Here is a 17,403-nt window from a genome sequence, read left to right as displayed (position 1 = left end):
TGTTAAGTGTTCGGTAAGCGTAGCGGAACAGACACCGACCTTCGGGCTCCCAAGCCCGGCGCCGTGTCGCCCGAGCCTGCCCAGGCTCCGGCGCCGACGGTGTCGCGCGCCCCGCCGCCGCCGGCCGTCGCTTCGCCGCCGCTTGCCCCCGCCAAGGCTCCGCCGCCGCCCCCGGCGATGGAGAGCCGGCGCTCGGACAATTATTACGAGGTCAAGGCGACCATTTTCGGCGCGCTGATCGAGGCGATCGACCTCGCCCAGCTCGCCAAGCTGGACTCGGAATCCGCGCGCGAGGAAATCCGCGACATCGTCAACGAGATCATCGCGATCAAGAACATCGTGATGTCGATCGCCGAGCAGGAAGAGCTGCTCGACGACATCTGCAACGACGTTCTGGGTTACGGTCCGCTCGAGCCGCTGCTGGCGCGCGACGACATCGCCGACATCATGGTCAATGGCGCCAACACCGTCTACATCGAAGTCGCCGGCAAGATCCAGCGCACCGGCATCCGCTTCCGCGACAACCAGCAGCTCCTCAACATCTGCCAGCGCATCGTCAGCCAGGTCGGCCGGCGCGTCGATGAATCCTCGCCGATCTGCGACGCGCGCCTCGCCGACGGCTCCCGCGTCAACGCCATCGTGCCGCCGCTGGCCATCGACGGCCCGACGCTCACGATTCGTAAGTTCAAGAAGGACAAGCTGACGCTCGATCAGCTCGTCAAGTTCGGCGCGATCTCGCCCGAAGGTGCCGAGATCCTCCAGATCATCGGCCGCGTCCGCTGCAACGTCCTGATCTCCGGCGGTACCGGTTCGGGCAAGACCACGCTGCTGAACTGCCTGACCAACTATATCGAGCACGACGAGCGCGTCATCACCTGCGAAGACGCGGCCGAGCTTCAGCTCCAGCAGCCCCACGTGGTGCGGCTGGAAACCCGCCCTCCCAACATCGAGGGCGAGGGCCAGGTCACCATGCGCGAGCTCGTGCGCAACTGTCTGCGTATGCGCCCCGAACGCATCATCGTCGGCGAAGTCCGCGGACCCGAGGCGTTCGACCTGCTGCAGGCCATGAACACCGGCCATGACGGCTCGATGGGCACGCTGCACGCCAACAACCCGCGCGAAGCCCTGTCGCGTTGCGAATCCATGATCACGATGGGCGGCTTCTCGCTTCCCTCGCGCACCATCCGCGAAATGATCTGCGCCTCGATCGACGTCATCGTCCAGGCCGCGCGCTTGCGCGACGGCTCGCGCCGCATCACCCACATCACCGAGGTGATGGGCATGGAAGGCGACACCATCATCACCCAGGACATCTTCCTCTTCGACATGGTCGGCGAGGACGCCAACGGCAAGATCATCGGCCGCCACCGCTCGACCGGCATCGGCCGTCCCAGGTTCTGGGAACGCGCCCGCTATTACGGCGACGAAAAGCGCCTTGCCGCTGCGCTGGACGCGGCGGAAGTCGCGCCAAAGACATGAGCAGGTCGCCATGAAGATGCAGGTCCTCGCCCTCGCATTCCTCGCCACCGCAGCGGTCGGCGGCATCGCCTGGGTTTTCCTCTATCCGTTGCTGTCGGGCGAGCGGAAGGCGGAAAACCGGCGCGCCTCGATCTCGCGCGCCGAGGCGCCGACGACCCGCCAGACCGAGAAGACCCAGCGCTCGCGCCGCGAGCAGGTCGAGACCACGCTGAAGGATCTCGAGGCGCGGCGCCTGCAGGAAAAGAGCGTACCGCTCAACGTCCGCCTGTCGCAGGCGGGGCTCGACTGGACGCCGCAGAAATTCTGGATCATGTCGGCCGTCGTCGCCGGCGTGTTCTTCGCGGTCGCCCTGTTCGGCGGCGGCGGCCTGATCGGCGCTGCCGGCCTCGCCTTTGCCGGCGGCCTTGGCCTGCCGCGCTGGGCGCTGAGCTTCCTGAAGAAACGGCGCGAGAACAAGTTCCTGGCGGCGCTGCCTGACGCGGTCGACGTGATCGTCCGCGGCATCAAGGCGGGCCTGCCGCTGTTCGAATCCATCAAGGTCGTCGCGGCCGATTCGCCCGAGCCGCTGCGCAGCGAGTTCCTGGCCATCATCGAGACGCAGGCGATCGGCATGCCGCTCGGCGAGGCCTGCACGCGGCTCTACGAACGCATGCCGCTGCCGGAGGCCAATTTCTTCGGCATCGTGGTCTCGATCCAGCAGAAGTCGGGCGGCAACCTCTCCGAAGCGCTCGGCAACCTCTCCAAGGTGCTGCGCGACCGCAAGAAGATGAGGGAGAAGATCCAGGCGATGTCGATGGAAGCCAAGGCCTCGGCCGGCATCATCGGCTCGCTGCCGCCGATCGTGATGTTCCTCGTCTATCTCACGACCCCTCAATATATCTCGCTGCTTTGGACTCACCCCACCGGCCAGCTGATGCTGGTCGGCTGCGTCGTCTGGATGTCGGTCGGCATCATGGTGATGAAGAAGATGATCAATTTCGATTTTTGACGGTGCCGTATGGTCGAGTTTCTCGTTGCGAAGCTACATGACGTCCGCTTCATGACCATGATGCTGGCGGCGATCGCTGCCAGCGCCACCGTCTATACGCTGGTGATGCCGCTGTTCGCCGGCGAAGGTCTCGCCAAGCGCATGAAGGCGGTCGCGAGCGAACGCGAGCGCATCCGCCAGCGCGAACGTGAGCGCCTCCACAAGAACGAAAAGGTCTCGCTGCGCCAGACGCCGAAGCAGCTCGTCTCCAAGGTCGTCGAGGACTTCAACCTCACCAAATGGCTGGCGCAGGAAGCGGCGCGCGACAAGCTCATTATGGCGGGCTACCGCGGCCAGGCGCCGTACATCACCTTCCTGTTCGCCCGCATGGTCGCTCCGATCGTGCTGTTCGTCGGCTCGATCGTGTACGTGTTCCTGATCGCGCATATGGAACAGTCGATGCCGGTCAAGATCGGCTTCTGCGTCGGCGCCGCCTATCTCGGCCTGCAGGCGCCGATGCTGTTCCTGCGGAACGCGATCTCCAAGCGCCAGCTCTCGATCAAGCGCGCCTTTCCCGATGCGCTCGACCTGCTGCTGATCTGTATCGAATCCGGCATGTCGGTCGAGATGGCGTTCCGGCGGGTCGCCACCGAGATCGTGGGCCAGTCGATCGCGCTGTCGGAGGAGTTCGCGCTCACCACCGCCGAACTGTCCTATCTGCAGGATCGCAAGGTCGCCTATGAAAATCTCGCCCGGCGCACCGGGCTCGAGGGCGTCAAGTCGGTTTGTCTCGCGCTTCAGCAGGCCGAACGCTACGGCACTCCGCTCGGCCATTCCTTGCGCGTCATGGCGCAGGAAAACCGCGACATGCGCATGACCGAGGCCGAGAAGAAGGCCGCCGCCCTGCCGCCGAAGCTGACGGTGCCGATGATCCTGTTCTTCCTGCCGGTGCTGTTCGTGGTCATTCTCGGGCCGACCGGCATCAAGATCACCGAGATGCAGTAGCGCAAAACGCATGTGCGCCGCGCGGGATCCGCGCGGCTGCGAGACGGCAAAATCGGATTTGATCAGTCGCCCTGGCTGAGCGCGGCGACCGGCGTGCGCTTCGGCCCGCCGCGGTGACCGTCGTTGCGGTTCAGCATTTCCTTGAGATAGGCGACATTGGCCGCAGCCTGATCCGGCGGAAGATCGGCCTTCACGATGGTCTCGGCTTCCGCGAAGCGGCCCTGAAGGCCGACGACCAGACCGAGATTTTGCCGCACCCGGCCGCTCGCGCGCGGTGAGGCATAGGCCTGCCGCAGCGTCTCTTCGGCCTTCGGCAGATCTCTCGACAGCATGTAGGACAGGCCGAGATTGGAGAGCACGCCGGGATCGCCCGGCGCGATCTTGAGCGCGCTCGTGTAATAGGAGCGCGCCTCCTCGTGACGACCCATCTGGTCCAGCGCAGTGCCCTGCACCGAGAGCAGGCGCCAGTCCGGATTGTCGGGCGAATGCGCCTTCGACAGGACGTCGTAAGCCTGCTGGAAATTGCCGTTGTCGGCGAGCGCGCGGCCATATTGGGCGAGCAGCGCCTTGTTGCCGGGATTGGCGATGGTCGCCTGTTCGAGCACGGCGACGGCCTGGGCGCGCTGGCCGTTGGCGCGCAGGGCCTGACCATAACCGAGCGCGGCCTCGGCATCCTTGGGATTGGCGCGATAGCGCTCGCCATAGATTTCGACGGCGCGTACGGGATCGGTGGGCGCCCGATCGGAGGGAGCCGCTTCCGCCCGGGGACCACCGATCGAACCCGTCACGTCGGAGAGTTTCGACATGGCCGTGCAGCCGCCGAGGCCCATGGCCAACGCTGCGACCACGGAGGTGGACGCAAGAAGCCGGGCAAGACTGAACCGTTGACGCATGACGCTTTGACTCTCGAGCCGATTGATCGAGCCGAACGCGCCAGCAATAGACTGTTAACCCTAACGGTGAGTTAACGCCGCTGCCGCTCCCTTCACGGCGGTGCCGGCGATGGCGGCGCACCGCCAAGGCCGAGATCGAGGCCGAGCGCCATCACGTGCTCGTTCAGGTCCCGCAGCAATTGCCGCCTTTGTGGCCCCCTTTGCTCGGGGTGGAGGCGGTCGCCGGGCAGCGCCCGCAGCTGGCGCAGGAAATCGTCACGGTTGACCAGGCGTCTGCCGCGGAGCTCATCCAGCTCGTTGCGATCGAGGCCGAGCACGTCGGCGCACTGCCCGATCAAGCGCGAGAGCACCGTTCCCACTGCGGCCAGTGTGGCGACGTCGGATCGCGGCCCGGAGCTCTCGACCTTGCCTTCGAGGTCGGTCCAGGCGCGAGAGGAGACGGTGTAGACGTAGCACGCCATGGCCCAGTCCGGCTCGGCTTCATCGTAGAAGCTGCGGCGTGCGAACAATCGGCGGGCGATCGCGGCGACCTGGTCGCGCTTCAGCGCGGCGCTAGAAGCGATCTCGATCGTCGACTGGACGGCCGGATCGCGGGAAAAGTCTCGCCCTGCCGGCAGTCTGATCACACCGTTCGGCAGGTTCGAATCGAGCGGCCTGAAGGCAGCATCGTTGCGCGGCCTCGAATAGCGCGTGATCGCGAAGCCATGGTCGGTCTCGCCGGCACGGGTGGCAGGTCCGAAATGAATGATGTTGAATCCGGCATCGTCGCCGGCCTGCCCGGTCGAGGACGGACAGGAGAGCACGCAGATGGTGCGCCAGAACGCCTCGCCGCTTCCCGTCGCGCGTGGATCGGGGATGGAATAGCGAGTGAGGCCCTCGACGTGCCGGTGTCCGTGCAGCACCAGATTGACGTTGAGCGATGTCGCCGCTTCGAGAAAGGTCCCGGGCGCAGCCAGATACATCAAGGGTTCGTCGGGCACGCCGAGGAAGCGCTTTCCTTCTCCGGTCGCCTGCGGCAGCGGATGATGATGCAGCGCCAGCACGCGCACCAGATTGTCCGCCGGCTCGGCATAATCAGCACGCCCGGCCGATCCCATGCTGCCCGCGAGCTCGACGCTCAAGCGGGCGGAATCCGCGACCATCGCCTTGTAACTGCGCGCATCGACATGGCCGCTCGCAAGCGTCGTCAGGCTGGCGCGATTGGAATCCAGCAGCACCAAATCTAGTCCGGCCTGCCGGTAATAGACGCTCTTCGAGGTGCGCGGCAGATGCAGGTAGTCATAGACGTCGTGACGGCCGGCCCACTGGCTCGGGCGCTTGACGTCGTGATTGCCGGCAACGGCCTGGATGTCGGTGAACGCACCGGTCTGCCGCAAGGAGGCTATGACGGCGAGCGCCTCGTCGAGCGCGCGCGGCGTCGGCTCGTCCACGAGATCGCCCGTGATCAGCAGGATGCGGTCGGGAACATCGGCAAAGTCGGCCATCCGCTCGCGGAGAGCGGCACTCAACGCCTCGATGGTCGGAAGCAGCCGGCCCGATCCGTCCAGATGCAGGTCGGAAATCTGCGCAATGACAAAACATCGATCCATTTTGCGCCGCTCATATGCGAATGCTGCGCCGCCCAAACGATGAGAGAAATGCGTCCACGAACAGGTTCAGCCGGCATCAGCCTCCAGAACGGCGCCCGCCCATATCAATCCATGCCGCCTGCGATCTGCACGCGATGCGTGCGAGACGATGCGACACAATCTCAAATATCACGCAATACTGCCACAACCGCAACGCTAGTAAAGCCCTTGCGGCCGCGCGCTCGTGAACGGCAGTTCTCAGCGGAAGATACGGGAGCCGTGCGGCGGCGGTTTCGTCGCGCCCGATCAATATTCGATGGCAAGCCGCTTGCGGATTTCGTCGACGCGCTTGTCGAGTGCATCGAACCGCGCGTGAACGGAGCGGTCGTGGAGATAGAAGACGTAGCCGCCGGCGAGGAGCGCGAAGATCCAGTGGTGATGCTCGACATAGACGAAAATCGTCTCGATGGCCTGGCCGATGAATGTGACCACGCTCCACACAAATTCCATCGCTTGTCCTCCCGGCGCACTTTGTCGTCGGCCGCCGGAATGTCCATCCGGGCGACCGTTGCCGGAACCTAGCATGGCCCCCTCACCACGAGTAGCGGCTCGCTGAACGGTGACGGCAAAGCCGATTGCAGCCGCGGCGAAACTCTGCAAAGTCTGGTCCGTTCGCATGACCCGTTTGATCCGACGATCCGGACCCGCCAATGCCATCTGTCTTCGAGACCTCATCCGCCGCCATCCCGATCACCTTCGTCACCAAATCCCGTTGGGATCAGGTCGCCGAGCAGCTGCCGCCATTGCAGCGGCAGTTCGCTACCGCATGCGCCTTCAAGGCCAAGGCCGGCGCCTATCTCGCGCTGCCCGCGCCCGACGGCGCGGTGGCACAGGTGCTGTTCGGCCTCGAGGACGAGGATGCGAGATCGCGCGATCTGTTCCGGCCCGGCGCCCTGCCTGGGCTGCTGCCGCCGGGCACCTATCGCTTTGCCAATGCGCCGCACGATGTGCGGCTGGCCTCGCTCGCCTTTGCGTTGGGGTGCTACCGCTTCGCGCGATACCGCAAGGCAGATAGGCCCGACGTCCGGCTGGTGCCGCCCAACGGCGTCGATGCAGCCGAGATCGAGCGTATCGCCGACGCCGCGATGCTCGCGCGCGACCTCATCAACACGCCGTCCAACGACATGGGTCCGGAGGAGCTCGCCGCTGCGGCGAAAACGCTCGCCGCCGAATTCGGGGCGAGCTTCGCCTGCACCATAGGCGAGGAGCTGGAGCAGCACTTTCCATTGATCCACGCCGTCGGCATGGCCTCCAGCCGCGCGCCGCGGCTCATCGACATCGGCTGGGGCGACCCTGATCATCCCAAGGTGACGCTGGTCGGCAAGGGCGTCTGCTTCGACACCGGCGGGCTCGACTTGAAGCCGTCGAGCGGCATGCTGATCATGAAGAAGGACATGGGCGGCGCCGCCAACGTGCTGGCGCTGGCGCGCATGGTGATGGACGCGAAGCTGAAAGTGCGGCTGCGCGTGCTGATCCCGGCGGTGGAGAACGCGGTAGCCGGCAACGCCTTCCGCCCGCTCGACGTCTTCACCTCGCGCAAGGGCATCACGGTGGAGATCGGCAACACCGACGCGGAAGGCCGCCTGGTGCTCGCCGATGCGCTGGCGCTGGCCGACGAGGAGAAGCCCGATCTGCTGATCGATCTCGGTACGCTCACCGGTGCCGCGCGCGTCGCGCTGGGTCCGGATTTACCGCCCTTTTACACCAATGATGAGACGCTTGCCGCCGACGTCGCGCGCTGCGCGGTGAAGGAGAACGATCCGTTGTGGCGCATGCCGCTGTGGCCGCCTTACGATGCGTGGCTGGACTCCAAGACCGCCACCATCACCAACGCGCCATCAGGCGGCTTTGCCGGCTCGATCACCTGCGCGCTGTTCTTGCAGCGCTTCGTCGAGCACGCCGGGAGCTGGCTCCATGTCGACATCTACGGCTGGACGCCGTCGGCCAAGCCCGCACGCCCCGAAGGCGGCGAGTGCCAGGCCGCGCGCGCCATCTACAAAGTGCTGAGCGAGCGCTATGCATGATCCAAAATACGATCCGAGGCTGACACCGGCGCGGGGCGACCTCGCCGCGAAATATCTCGAAGGCAAGGTGCAGGCGGACCGCTTCGTCGCCGGCGAGGAGTTCGAGGTGGTCGAGCCGGTCGCGCCGGTGCGCGAGCAGCCGTCCGCGAACGCGATGCTGATGACGGAAGCGCTGCGCGGCGAGCGCGTCACCGTCTACGACCGCAATGGCGAGGGCTGGGCGTGGGGCCAGCTCAATGACGACGGCTATGTCGGCTGGCTGCCCGAAGCCGCTTTGGCGAAGCCATCGGCTGCGCCAACCCACGTGGTCGGCGCCCTCAGGACATTTGCCTTTCCCGGTCCCTCGATCAAGCTGCCGCCGGCCGAGACGCTCGTGATGGGATCCCGGCTCGCCGTGACGCGCCAGGACGGCAGCTTCGCCGTGACGCGCGACCTCAGATATCTGCCGAAGACGCATCTCGTCCCGCTCGATCATCGCGAGCCTGATTTCGTCGCGGTCGCCGAACGCTTCGTCGGCACGCCCTATCTCTGGGGCGGCAAGAGCAGCCTGGGCATCGATTGCTCCGGCCTCGTCCAGGTCTCGCTGACGGCTTCAGGCATCGGCTGCCCGCGCGACAGCGACATGCAGCAGGCCGGCCTCGGCCGTGCCCTGGAGCCGCATGAGCGAAGCCGCCTGCAACGCGGCGATCTGATCTTCTGGAAGGGCCATGTCGCGATCGTCCGCGACGGCGTCACCATGGTTCACGCCAACGCGCATCACATGGCGACGGCGATCGAACCGATCGAGCCGGCGATCGCGCGGATCAAGGCGGCCGGCAGCGAAGTCATCGCGATCAAGCGGCTGTAACGGCAGCTACGTCGCGACCGAGCCGCCGCCCGCCGTCTCCAGCCGGAACGCCGCCGCGAACAAGGCGCGCGTGTAATCCGTCTTCGGGTTCTTGAACAGATCCGCGGCCTGTCCTTCTTCGACCACCTTGCCGCCGCGCATCACGATGAGGTGGCTCGCGAGCGAAGCGACGACGCGCAAATCGTGCGAGATGAACATGTAGGTGAGCTCGCGCTTGCGCTGCAGCTCACGCAACAGATCAACCATCTGCGCCTGGAACAGCATGTCGAGCGCGCTGGTCGGCTCGTCCAGCACGACGAAATCCGGCTCCAGCACCACCGCCCGCGCGATGCTGATGCGCTGGCGCTGACCGCCGGAGAATTCATGGGGATAGCGGTCGCGGGTATCCGGCTTCAGCCCGACATCTTCCAGCGCCTTGACGACGCGCGCCTCGCGCTCCTCTCGCGACAGCTTCGGCTGATGCACGGAGAGGCCTTCGGCAATGATGTCGGCGACTGACATGCGCGGTGAGAGCGAGCCGAACGGATCCTGGAACACGATCTGCATGTCCCGCCGGAACGGGCGCATCTCCTTGAAGCGCAGGCCCTGGATGTCCTTGCCCAGAAACACGATGCGGCCGTTCGAGGAGATCAGGCGCAGCAGCGCGAGGCCCAGTGTGGTCTTGCCCGAGCCGGATTCGCCGACGACGCCGAGCGTCTCGCCCTTGCGCACGGCGATGCTGACACCGTCCACCGCCTTGATGTGGCCGACCGTCTTGCGCATCAGGCCGCGCTTGATCGGAAACCACACCTTCAGATCGTCCGCCGACATCACCACCGGCGCATCCGGCTGCGGCGGCGCGGGATCCGGCTTCGGCTCGGCCGCGAGCAGGTCGCGCGTATAGGGATGTTTCGGGCTCCTGAAGACCTGCTCGACCGGTCCCTGCTCGACGATCTCGCCGCTCTTCATGACGCAGACGGTGTCGGCGATGCGGCGCACGATGCCGAGATCGTGGGTGATGAAGAGCAGGCTCATGCCGAGCCGCGACCGGATCTCGGCGAGCAGCGCCAGGATCTGCGCCTGCACGGTGACGTCGAGCGCCGTGGTCGGCTCGTCCGCGATCAGCAAATCAGGCTCGTTGGCGAGCGCCATCGCGATCATCACGCGCTGGCGCTGGCCGCCGGAGAGCTGATGCGGATAACTGTTCAGCCGCGTCTCGGGCTCGGGAATGCCGACCTGCGTCAGGAGCTCCAGCGTCCGCTTGCGCGCCTCTGCATTGCTGGTGGGATTGTGCAGCTGGATGATCTCCCCGATCTGCGCCTCGATCGTGTGCAGCGGGTTGAGCGAGGTCATCGGCTCCTGGAAGATGATGGAGATGTCGCTGCCTCTGATCTCCCGCATCTGTCGCTCGGAGCGGTCGATCAGCTCCTGTCCCTTGAAGCGAATGCTGCCCGAGGGATGCGAGGCATTGGGATAGGGCAGCAGCTTCAGGATCGAGAGCGCGCTGACCGACTTGCCGGAGCCGGATTCGCCGACCAGCGCCAGGCACTCGCCGCGCTTGATCTGGAACGAGACCTTGTCGACCGCGAGCGTGGTGGCGCCGCCCTGGTGGAAGGCCACCGAGAGGTCGCGGACTGCAAGCAGAGGCTGGTTGATCGCGTCCATCGGCTTACCTGAACGTCTTGCGCGGATCGAAGGCGTCGCGCACGGCTTCGCCGATGAAGATCAGCAGCGACAGCATGATCGCGACCGAGAAGAAGCCGGAGAAGCCGAGCCAGGGCGCCTGCACATTGGCCTTGGCCTGCGACAGCAATTCGCCGAGCGAAGGCGATCCCGGCGGCAGGCCGAAGCCCAGGAAGTCCAGCGCCGTCAGCGTCATCACCGAGCTCGACACGATGAAGGGCAGGAACGTCATGGTCGCCACCATCGCGTTCGGCAGCAAATGGCGGAACATGATGACAGGGTTGGAGACGCCGAGCGCCCGCGCCGCCTGGATGTATTCGAAATTGCGCCCGCGCAGGAATTCGGCCCTCACCAGGCCGACCAGCGAGACCCAGGAGAACAGCAGGAGGATGCCGAGCAGCACGAAGAAGCCGGGCACGAGCACCGAAGACAGGATCAGGAGAAGATAGAGCGAGGGAATCGCCGTCCATATCTCGATGAAGCGCTGGAAGATGAGATCGACCCGCCCGCCGAAATAGCCCTGCACGGCGCCCGCCGCGATGCCGACGACGGATGAGAAGATGGTCAGGCAAAGGCCGAACAGCACCGAGATGCGGAAGCCGTAGATTAGCCGCGCGACGACGTCGCGGCCCTGATCGTCGGTCCCGAGCCAGTTATATTCGAGATCACGGCAGCTCTTCAGCCCCTTTTTCTCCACCACCGGCTGGCACTGTTTCTCGGTCAGCATCCAGGTCGGCGGCGACGGCGCCGGCGTCGGCAGGTCGAGATTGTGCGTCGCGTAGGAATAGCGGATCAGCGGCCAGACGATACTGCCGTTCTTCTCCTTGATCAGCTTCTGCAGATAGGGATCGCGATAGTCGGCCGCGGTTTCGAAGTCGCCGCCGAAGGTGGTCTCCGAATAGGTGACGAAGGCGGGCCAGTAGAGATGGCCGTCGAACTTGATCAGGAACGGCCGGTCGTTGGCGATCAGCTCGGCGAACAGCGAGATCACGAATAGGGCGATGAAGATCCAGAACGACCAATAGCCGCGCCGGTTCGCCTTGAAGTTCTGCCACCGCCGCTTGTTCAGCGGCGAAGGCGCGAAGGGCTTGCGCGTGATCGGAACGATCTCGCCCAGCGGAGACTGGGTCGTGGTCTCGATCGGTGTCGGAGCGGTGATCGTCATCAGACCTCCCGCGCCTCGAAATCGATCCGGGGATCGATCCACATATAGGTCAAATCGGAGACCAGGTTGATCACGAGGCCGACCAGCGAAAAGATGTAGAGCGTTCCGAACACGACGGGATAGTCACGGTTGAGCACGCTCTCAAAGCTGAGCAGGCCGAGGCCGTCCAGCGAGAAGATGGTCTCGATCAGAAGCGAGCCCGAAAAGAAGGCGTGGATGAAGGTGCCGGGGAAGCCCGCGATCACGATCAGCATCGCATTTCGGAAGACATGGCCATAGAGCACCCGGCCCTCGCTGCAGCCCTTGGCGCGCGCGGTCATGACATATTGCTTGCGGATCTCGTCCAGGAACGAGTTCTTGGTCAGGAACGTCATGGTGGTGAAGGCGCCGAGTCCCATAGCGATCAGCGGCAGCGTCAGATGCCAGAAATAATCGATGATCTTCCAGTACCAGGGAAATTGCGACCAGCCGTCCGAGGTCAGTCCGCGCAGCGGGAACCAGTTGAAGAAGGAGCCGCCGGCAAACAGGATGATCAGGAGGATCGCGAACAGGAAGCCGGGAATGGCATAGCCCAGCACGAGAATGGTCGACGTCCAGGTGTCGAAGCGCGTGCCGTCCTTGACCGCCTTGCGGATGCCGAGCGGGATCGAGATCAGATAGGTGATCAGCGTCAGCCAGATCCCGAGCGAGATCGAGACCGGCAGCTTCTCCTTGATGAGCTGGATCACGCTGACATCGCGGAAATAGCTCTTGCCGAAATCGAAGCGGGCGAAATTCCAGACCATCAGCGCAAAGCGCTCAGGTGCCGGCTTGTCGAAACCGAACTGCTTTTCCAGTTTCTTGATGAAGTCAGGGTCTAACCCCTGCGCGCCGCGATATTTCGAATTGATCGCGTCGCCGCCGGCCCCCAATTGCCCCGGCGCACGCTGCGCGAAGTCGCCGCCGCCCGAAATGCGCGAGGTGCCGCCGGTGTCGGCCCCCGAAAGTTGCGCGATCACACGCTCGACCGGACCGCCCGGCGCGAACTGCACGACGATGAAGGAGACGAAGAGGATTCCGAGCAGCGTCGGGATCATCAGAAGGATGCGACGGGCGATATAGGCGCTCATGATTATTTCGCCTGCTCGAGTTTGGCGGCCTTGGCGGGGTCGTACCACCACAGCGTCCGCTCACCGACACCACTCGCGTAATCGGAGATCGCGTAGCGCGGCAGATTGGCGGGATGACCGAACTGGTCCCAATAGGCCAGCCGATGGCTGGTGTTGTACCATTGCGGGATCCAGTAGCGGCCGGCGCGGAACACGCGATCGAGCGCGCGGCAGGCAAAGGTCAGGTCGCTGCGCGTTTCGGCTGCCATGGCCTTCTCGACCAGGGCGTCCATCGCGGGGCTGGCGGCGCCGGCCAGATTGTATGACCCCTTCGTCTCCGCGGCCTGCGAGGTGAAATAGGTGCGCAGGCCGTCACCGGGCGTCGCCGACATGGTCAGGCGCTGCATGGCGACGTCGAAGTCGAACGCTTCGACCCGCGCGCGGTACTGCACCGCATCGACGAGGCGCAAGCTGGCCTCGATGCCGAGCGTATTCAGGTTCTTCAGGAACGAGCCGTGGTGCGGCTGGAACGAGGCCTCATCGATCAGGAACTCGATGGTGAAGGCCTCGCCATTCGGCAAGAACCGCTTGCCGTCCTTGGCCGTAAGCTTCGCCTCCTGCAGCAATTGCTGCGCCTTGCGCAGCAGCGCGCGGTCCTGGCCGGAACCGTCCGACACCGGCGGCATGAAGGGCTCGCCAAAGACCTCGTCAGGCACTTGCCCGCGGAAGGGCTCGAGCAGCTTCAACTCCTCCGGCGACGGCAGTCCCTGCGCGACGAGATCGGAGTTCTGGAACGGCGAGACGGTGCGCGCATAGGCGCCGTACATGATGGTCTTGTTGGTCCATTCGAAGTCGAACGCGCAGTTGATCGCTTCGCGGACCCTGGGGTCCTTGAACCTGTCGCGCCGCGTGTTGATGAACCAACCCTGACCGCCCGACGGGGTCTGATCCGGCACCTGCTCGCGCTTGACGCGGCCGTCCTTGATCGCGGGAAAGTCGTAACGCGTCGCCCAGATCCGCGACGTGAATTCCTCGCGATATAGATAGTTCTTGCTGGTGAAGCCTTCGAAGGCGACGTCCCGATCGCGATAGAATTCGTAGCGGATCACGTCGAAATTGTTGCTGCCCCGGCAGACCGGAAGGTCGGCGCCCCACCAGTCCTTGACCCGCTCGAACTCGACGAAGCGATTGATCTCGAACTTTCCGACCTTGTAGGGGCCGCAGCCCAGCGGCGTATCCGTCGTCGTCTCGTCAAATGTCCGGTTCGCGTAAAAGGCCTTCGAAAAGATCGGCAGGCCCGCCACGTAGAGCGGCACGTCGCGCGCGCGCTTCTCGGCAAAACGCACGACCAGGGTGGCGTCATCGAGCGCCTCCGCGCCCTTGACGTCACGCATCTGGATCTGGATCAGCGGATGGCCCTTGGCCTTCAGCGTATTGATCGAATAAGCCACGTCATGCGCGGTCAGCTTCGAGCCGTCGTAAAACCGCGCCTCGGGCCGAATGGTGTAGCGATAGGCGAGCTTGTCGGCGGAGATCTGCACGGACCTTGCGGCAAAGCCGTACATGGCATCCGGCTCGTCGCCCGCATGCGCCATCAGCGTCGCGAAGGTCAGGTCCATCCCCTGCGCGCCTTCGCCCTTCAGGATGAAAGCGTTGAACGAGTTGAAGGTCTGGTAGGACTGGTTGTACGACCGCGTCGACGGGATGAGCGAGAACGCGCCGCCCTTCGGCGCGTCGACGTTCACGTAGTCGAAATGATGGAAGTCGGCGGGATATTTGAGATCGCCGAACGCCGAGATGCCGTGAGCCTCACCCCCGCCTTCGGATGCATGCGCGCCTTGCCACGGCTGTGCGCCTAGCGACACCCCAAGGGTGCCGCCGACACCCAGGGCCAGCACATGGCGGCGTGACATCTGCGTCATGCGGGGAATGTCCTTCACGACTTCTTTGCGATCCGCGCCGCCTTGTCTGCGTCGTACCACCAGATGAACGGGAAGCCGGACTGTCCGTATTTAGGCAGCTCCGCCGGACGACCGAAGCGGTCCCAGCGCGCAGTGCGCACCTTCGTGTAGGTCCACTGCGGCACGACATAGTGATTCCACAGCAGCACGCGATCGAGCGCCTTGGTCGCGGCGACGAGATCGTCGCGATCGGTGGCGTAGATGACCCGTTCGATCAACTTGTCGATCGCGGGATTCTTGATGCCGGCAATGTTGCGCGAGCCGGCAATGTCGGCCGTCTTGGACGACCAGAACTCGCGCTGCTCGTTGCCCGGCGACTGCGACTCGCCCCACGAATTGGTGACGATGTCGAAGTCCCACTCGCGCGTCCTGTTCTCGTACTGGGTCGGATCGACCGTCCGCACGCTGACGGCGATGCCGAGCCGCTCCAGGGACGGCTTGTAGAACAATGTGATGCGCTCGAAGCTCGGATCCGAGTTCAACAATTCCAGCGTGAAATGGGCGCCGGTCTTGACGTCGGTCAGCTTGCGGTCGCGCACCTCATAGCCGGCCTCCTTGAACAGGCGCAGCGCCTCGCGGAGATTGTCGCGCACGGCTTCCGGACTGCCGCCGACCGGATTGCTGTAGGCCGTGGTGAAGACTTCCGGCGGGACCTGGGCGCGGACGGTTTCAAGGATCTCGAGCTCCTTGCCCTGCGGCAAGCCGGTTGCCATGAGCTCGTCGATGCCGTCGAAATAGCTGCTGACGCGCTTGTACTGGCCGTAGAAGATCTGCTTGTTCATCTCCTCGAAGTCGAACGCGTAGTTGAGCGCGCGACGCACGCGGGGGTCGCTGAACTTGGCGCGGCGCAGGTTCGGCACGAAGGCCTGCATCACGCCCGAGCTGCGATTGGCGAACTCCTCGAGGATCACCCGCTTTTCGGCCACGGCCGGAAAGTCGTAGGCGGTCGCCCAGTTCTTCGCGCTGTTCTCGGTGCGCCAGTCGACCTGGTCGGCTTTGAAGGCCTCGATCGCCACGGTGGCATCGCGGAAGTATTCGTAGCGCATCTCGTCGAAATTGTTGCGCCCCACATTGGCGGCGAAATCTCGTCCCCAATAATCCCTAACGCGCTCCAGCGCGATCGAGCGCCCGGCGACGAAGTCCTTGATCTTGTAGGGACCGGAGCCGAGCGGCACTTCGAGCGTGGTCGCGGAGACGTCGCGCTTGCGGCCCTGCGCGTCGGTCCCCTCCCACCAATGCTTCGGCAAGACCGTGAGCTGCCCGACGATCTGCGGCAGCTCGCGGTTGCCCGGCGCGTCGAACGTGAACTTCACCTCGCGCTCGCCGACCTTCTCGGCCTTCACCACATGGCTGTAATAGGCCGAGTACATCGGGTGATGCTTCTTGAAGGATTCGAGCGAGAAGATCACGTCATCGGCGGTGACCGGCTTGCCGTCGTGCCATTTGGCTTGCGCCCGCAGGCGGTAGGTGACGAAGGAGAAATCGTCCGGATGGCTGACGGCCTCGGCCAGCGCGCCGTATTCGGTCGAGACCTCGTCGAGCGAGGCTGTCGTCAGGGATTCGTAGATGAAGGCGACCGCACCGGCGACCTGCCCCTTCACGCCCGAAACCACGATGTTGAAATTGTCGAAAGTGCCGACCGCGATCTGACGCGCGATGCCGCCCTTGGGGGCGTCCGGATTGACGTAGTCGAAGCGCTTGAAGTCGGCGGGATACTTGACCTTTCCGAACAGCGACAGCGCATGCCGCCATTGCGGCTCACCAGCCGATTGCGCCTGCGCCGCGCCGATGGCGGGAACGCCCGCCACGGAACCGAGGACGGGAAGCGCTGCAGCAGCAGTGCCGGTGAGCAGGAGATCGCGTCGGGTAATGGCCAAATCAGCATCCCTGTCTGGAAGGAGGGTCACTCCTTTAAGTTCCCAATATAGGCGAGGTTTCGACCGAATATGTTGCTTTTTCCTCATCTTGGAAGGCCGGGCGACCTGTCGGATGCGGCCAAACGCCCCGATAAACTCGCCGCGAGGCCCGGATAAGCAAACGGCCAGGCTTCTCAGCCTGGCCGCATATTCCAAGATCGGTTTTTGGCGACCTTACTTCGAGGCCGTCGGGATCGGCTGCGGATGCTCCGACAGCGAGTTCAGATAGGCGATGACGTCGGCGCGCTCGGAATCCTTGGGGATACCGGCGAAGCCCATCGCGGTGCCCGGGATGAAGCCCTTCGGATTGGCAATGAACTTGTTGAGGTCGTCGAACGTCCAGCTGCCGCCCTTGCCCTTCATGGCCGCGGAGAAGTTGAAGCCGTTACGGCCTTCGCCCCGCTTCTCGCCGACGACGCCGTAGAGGTTCGGACCGACGCGATTCGGGCCGCCCTTCTCGAAGGTGTGGCAGGCGCCGCACTTCTTGGCGGCCGCCGCGCCCTTCTCGACGGAGGCGGTCTGGAGCAGCTTCTCGATCGGCTCGGCGGATGCGGCAGCGGCGCCGCCAGCTTCCTTGCCGTGGCCGGCTTCTTCCTTCACGGCGATCTCGAAGCCCGGCTTTTCCGGCATCTTGGGCGAGAACAGCGCGCTCGCGGTGAAGCTCGTCACCAGCAGGATCAGACAGGTGCCGAGCACGGCACCGAGAATTTTGTTGAGTTCGAAAGAGTCCATTTCCGGCCAGGCCCCACACCGCAATAAGAATCGAGC

General features: G+C 64.6%; 14 protein-coding genes. 5 read left to right on the top strand and 9 right to left on the bottom strand.

What is annotated here, in order from left to right; genetic code table 11:
- The first annotated feature begins 6 nt into the window (after nt 1–6).
- From QRQ56_RS21530 to QRQ56_RS21520, 3 genes are read left to right on the top strand one after another with little or no spacing between them, the layout of a single operon-like run.
- Nucleotides 7–1,479 carry a CpaF family protein gene (locus QRQ56_RS21530; RefSeq protein ID WP_438742879.1) on the top strand — a complete coding sequence of 491 codons (1,473 nt, stop codon included), beginning with the start codon at nt 7–9 and terminating at the stop codon, nt 1,477–1,479.
- Between the two features lie 10 nt (nt 1,480–1,489).
- Nucleotides 1,490–2,467 (top strand): type II secretion system F family protein, encoded by a 978-nt coding sequence (locus QRQ56_RS21525; protein WP_438742878.1) that lies wholly within the window; start codon nt 1,490–1,492, stop codon nt 2,465–2,467.
- 9 nt (nt 2,468–2,476) lie between these two features.
- Nucleotides 2,477–3,451, top strand: a complete 975-nt coding sequence (locus QRQ56_RS21520; protein ID WP_438742877.1) for a type II secretion system F family protein — start codon at nt 2,477–2,479, stop codon at nt 3,449–3,451.
- A 62-nt stretch (nt 3,452–3,513) separates the two neighbouring features.
- Here the strand turns inward: QRQ56_RS21520 and QRQ56_RS21515 are convergent, their stop codons facing one another.
- The 3 genes from QRQ56_RS21515 to QRQ56_RS21505 form a co-directional block, all read right to left on the bottom strand.
- Nucleotides 3,514–4,344 (bottom strand): tetratricopeptide repeat protein, encoded by an 831-nt coding sequence (locus tag QRQ56_RS21515; protein WP_438742876.1) that lies wholly within the window; start codon nt 4,342–4,344, stop codon nt 3,514–3,516.
- Nucleotides 4,345–4,436: 92 nt separating this feature from the next.
- Nucleotides 4,437–5,933, bottom strand: a complete 1,497-nt coding sequence (locus QRQ56_RS21510; RefSeq protein WP_438742875.1) for a metallophosphoesterase family protein — start codon at nt 5,931–5,933, stop codon at nt 4,437–4,439.
- 285 nt (nt 5,934–6,218) lie between these two features.
- A complete protein-coding gene (locus QRQ56_RS21505) occupies nt 6,219–6,422 on the bottom strand; it encodes a hypothetical protein (RefSeq protein ID WP_438742874.1) in 204 nt (67 codons plus the stop codon).
- Between the two features lie 200 nt (nt 6,423–6,622).
- Here QRQ56_RS21505 and QRQ56_RS21500 point away from each other — a divergent pair, with 200 nt between their 5' ends.
- Nucleotides 6,623–7,996, top strand: a complete 1,374-nt coding sequence (locus QRQ56_RS21500) for a leucyl aminopeptidase family protein (RefSeq protein WP_438742873.1) — start codon at nt 6,623–6,625, stop codon at nt 7,994–7,996.
- A complete protein-coding gene (locus tag QRQ56_RS21495) occupies nt 7,989–8,843 on the top strand; it encodes a C40 family peptidase (protein ID WP_438742872.1) in 855 nt (284 codons plus the stop codon). Before QRQ56_RS21500 ends, QRQ56_RS21495 begins: the two co-directional genes overlap by 8 nt.
- 6 nt (nt 8,844–8,849) lie before the next feature.
- Here QRQ56_RS21495 and QRQ56_RS21490 read toward each other — a convergent pair whose 3' ends face one another.
- From QRQ56_RS21490 to QRQ56_RS21465, 6 genes are all read right to left on the bottom strand, one after another.
- Complete coding sequence (locus QRQ56_RS21490) at nt 8,850–10,487, bottom strand: ABC transporter ATP-binding protein (RefSeq protein WP_438742871.1); 1,638 nt, start codon at nt 10,485–10,487, stop codon at nt 8,850–8,852.
- 4 nt (nt 10,488–10,491) lie between these two features.
- Entirely contained in the window at nt 10,492–11,670 is a 1,179-nt protein-coding gene (locus QRQ56_RS21485) for an ABC transporter permease (RefSeq protein ID WP_438742870.1), read from the bottom strand.
- On the bottom strand, nt 11,670–12,779 hold the full coding sequence (locus QRQ56_RS21480) for a microcin C ABC transporter permease YejB (RefSeq protein ID WP_438742869.1): 1,110 nt from the start codon (nt 12,777–12,779) through the stop codon (nt 11,670–11,672). Before QRQ56_RS21480 ends, QRQ56_RS21485 begins: the two co-directional genes overlap by 1 nt.
- Before the next feature lie 2 nt (nt 12,780–12,781).
- A complete protein-coding gene (locus QRQ56_RS21475) occupies nt 12,782–14,680 on the bottom strand; it encodes an extracellular solute-binding protein (protein ID WP_438742868.1) in 1,899 nt (632 codons plus the stop codon).
- Between the two features lie 14 nt (nt 14,681–14,694).
- Nucleotides 14,695–16,596: an extracellular solute-binding protein gene (locus QRQ56_RS21470; protein WP_438742867.1), complete on the bottom strand. Its 1,902-nt coding sequence runs from the start codon at nt 16,594–16,596 to the stop codon at nt 14,695–14,697.
- A gap of 213 nt (nt 16,597–16,809) precedes the next feature.
- Nucleotides 16,810–17,367, bottom strand: coding sequence for a c-type cytochrome (locus QRQ56_RS21465; protein WP_438742866.1), 558 nt, complete (start codon nt 17,365–17,367; stop codon nt 16,810–16,812).
- Nucleotides 17,368–17,403: the final 36 nt, after the last annotated feature.

Origin of the sequence: Bradyrhizobium sp. U531 (genome assembly GCF_051710265.1) — a bacterium.
Taxonomy (GTDB): Bacteria; Pseudomonadota; Alphaproteobacteria; order Rhizobiales; family Xanthobacteraceae; genus Bradyrhizobium.
Note: the sequence above shows the minus strand (reverse complement) of the source record. Positions and strands in the feature narration are given on the sequence as shown.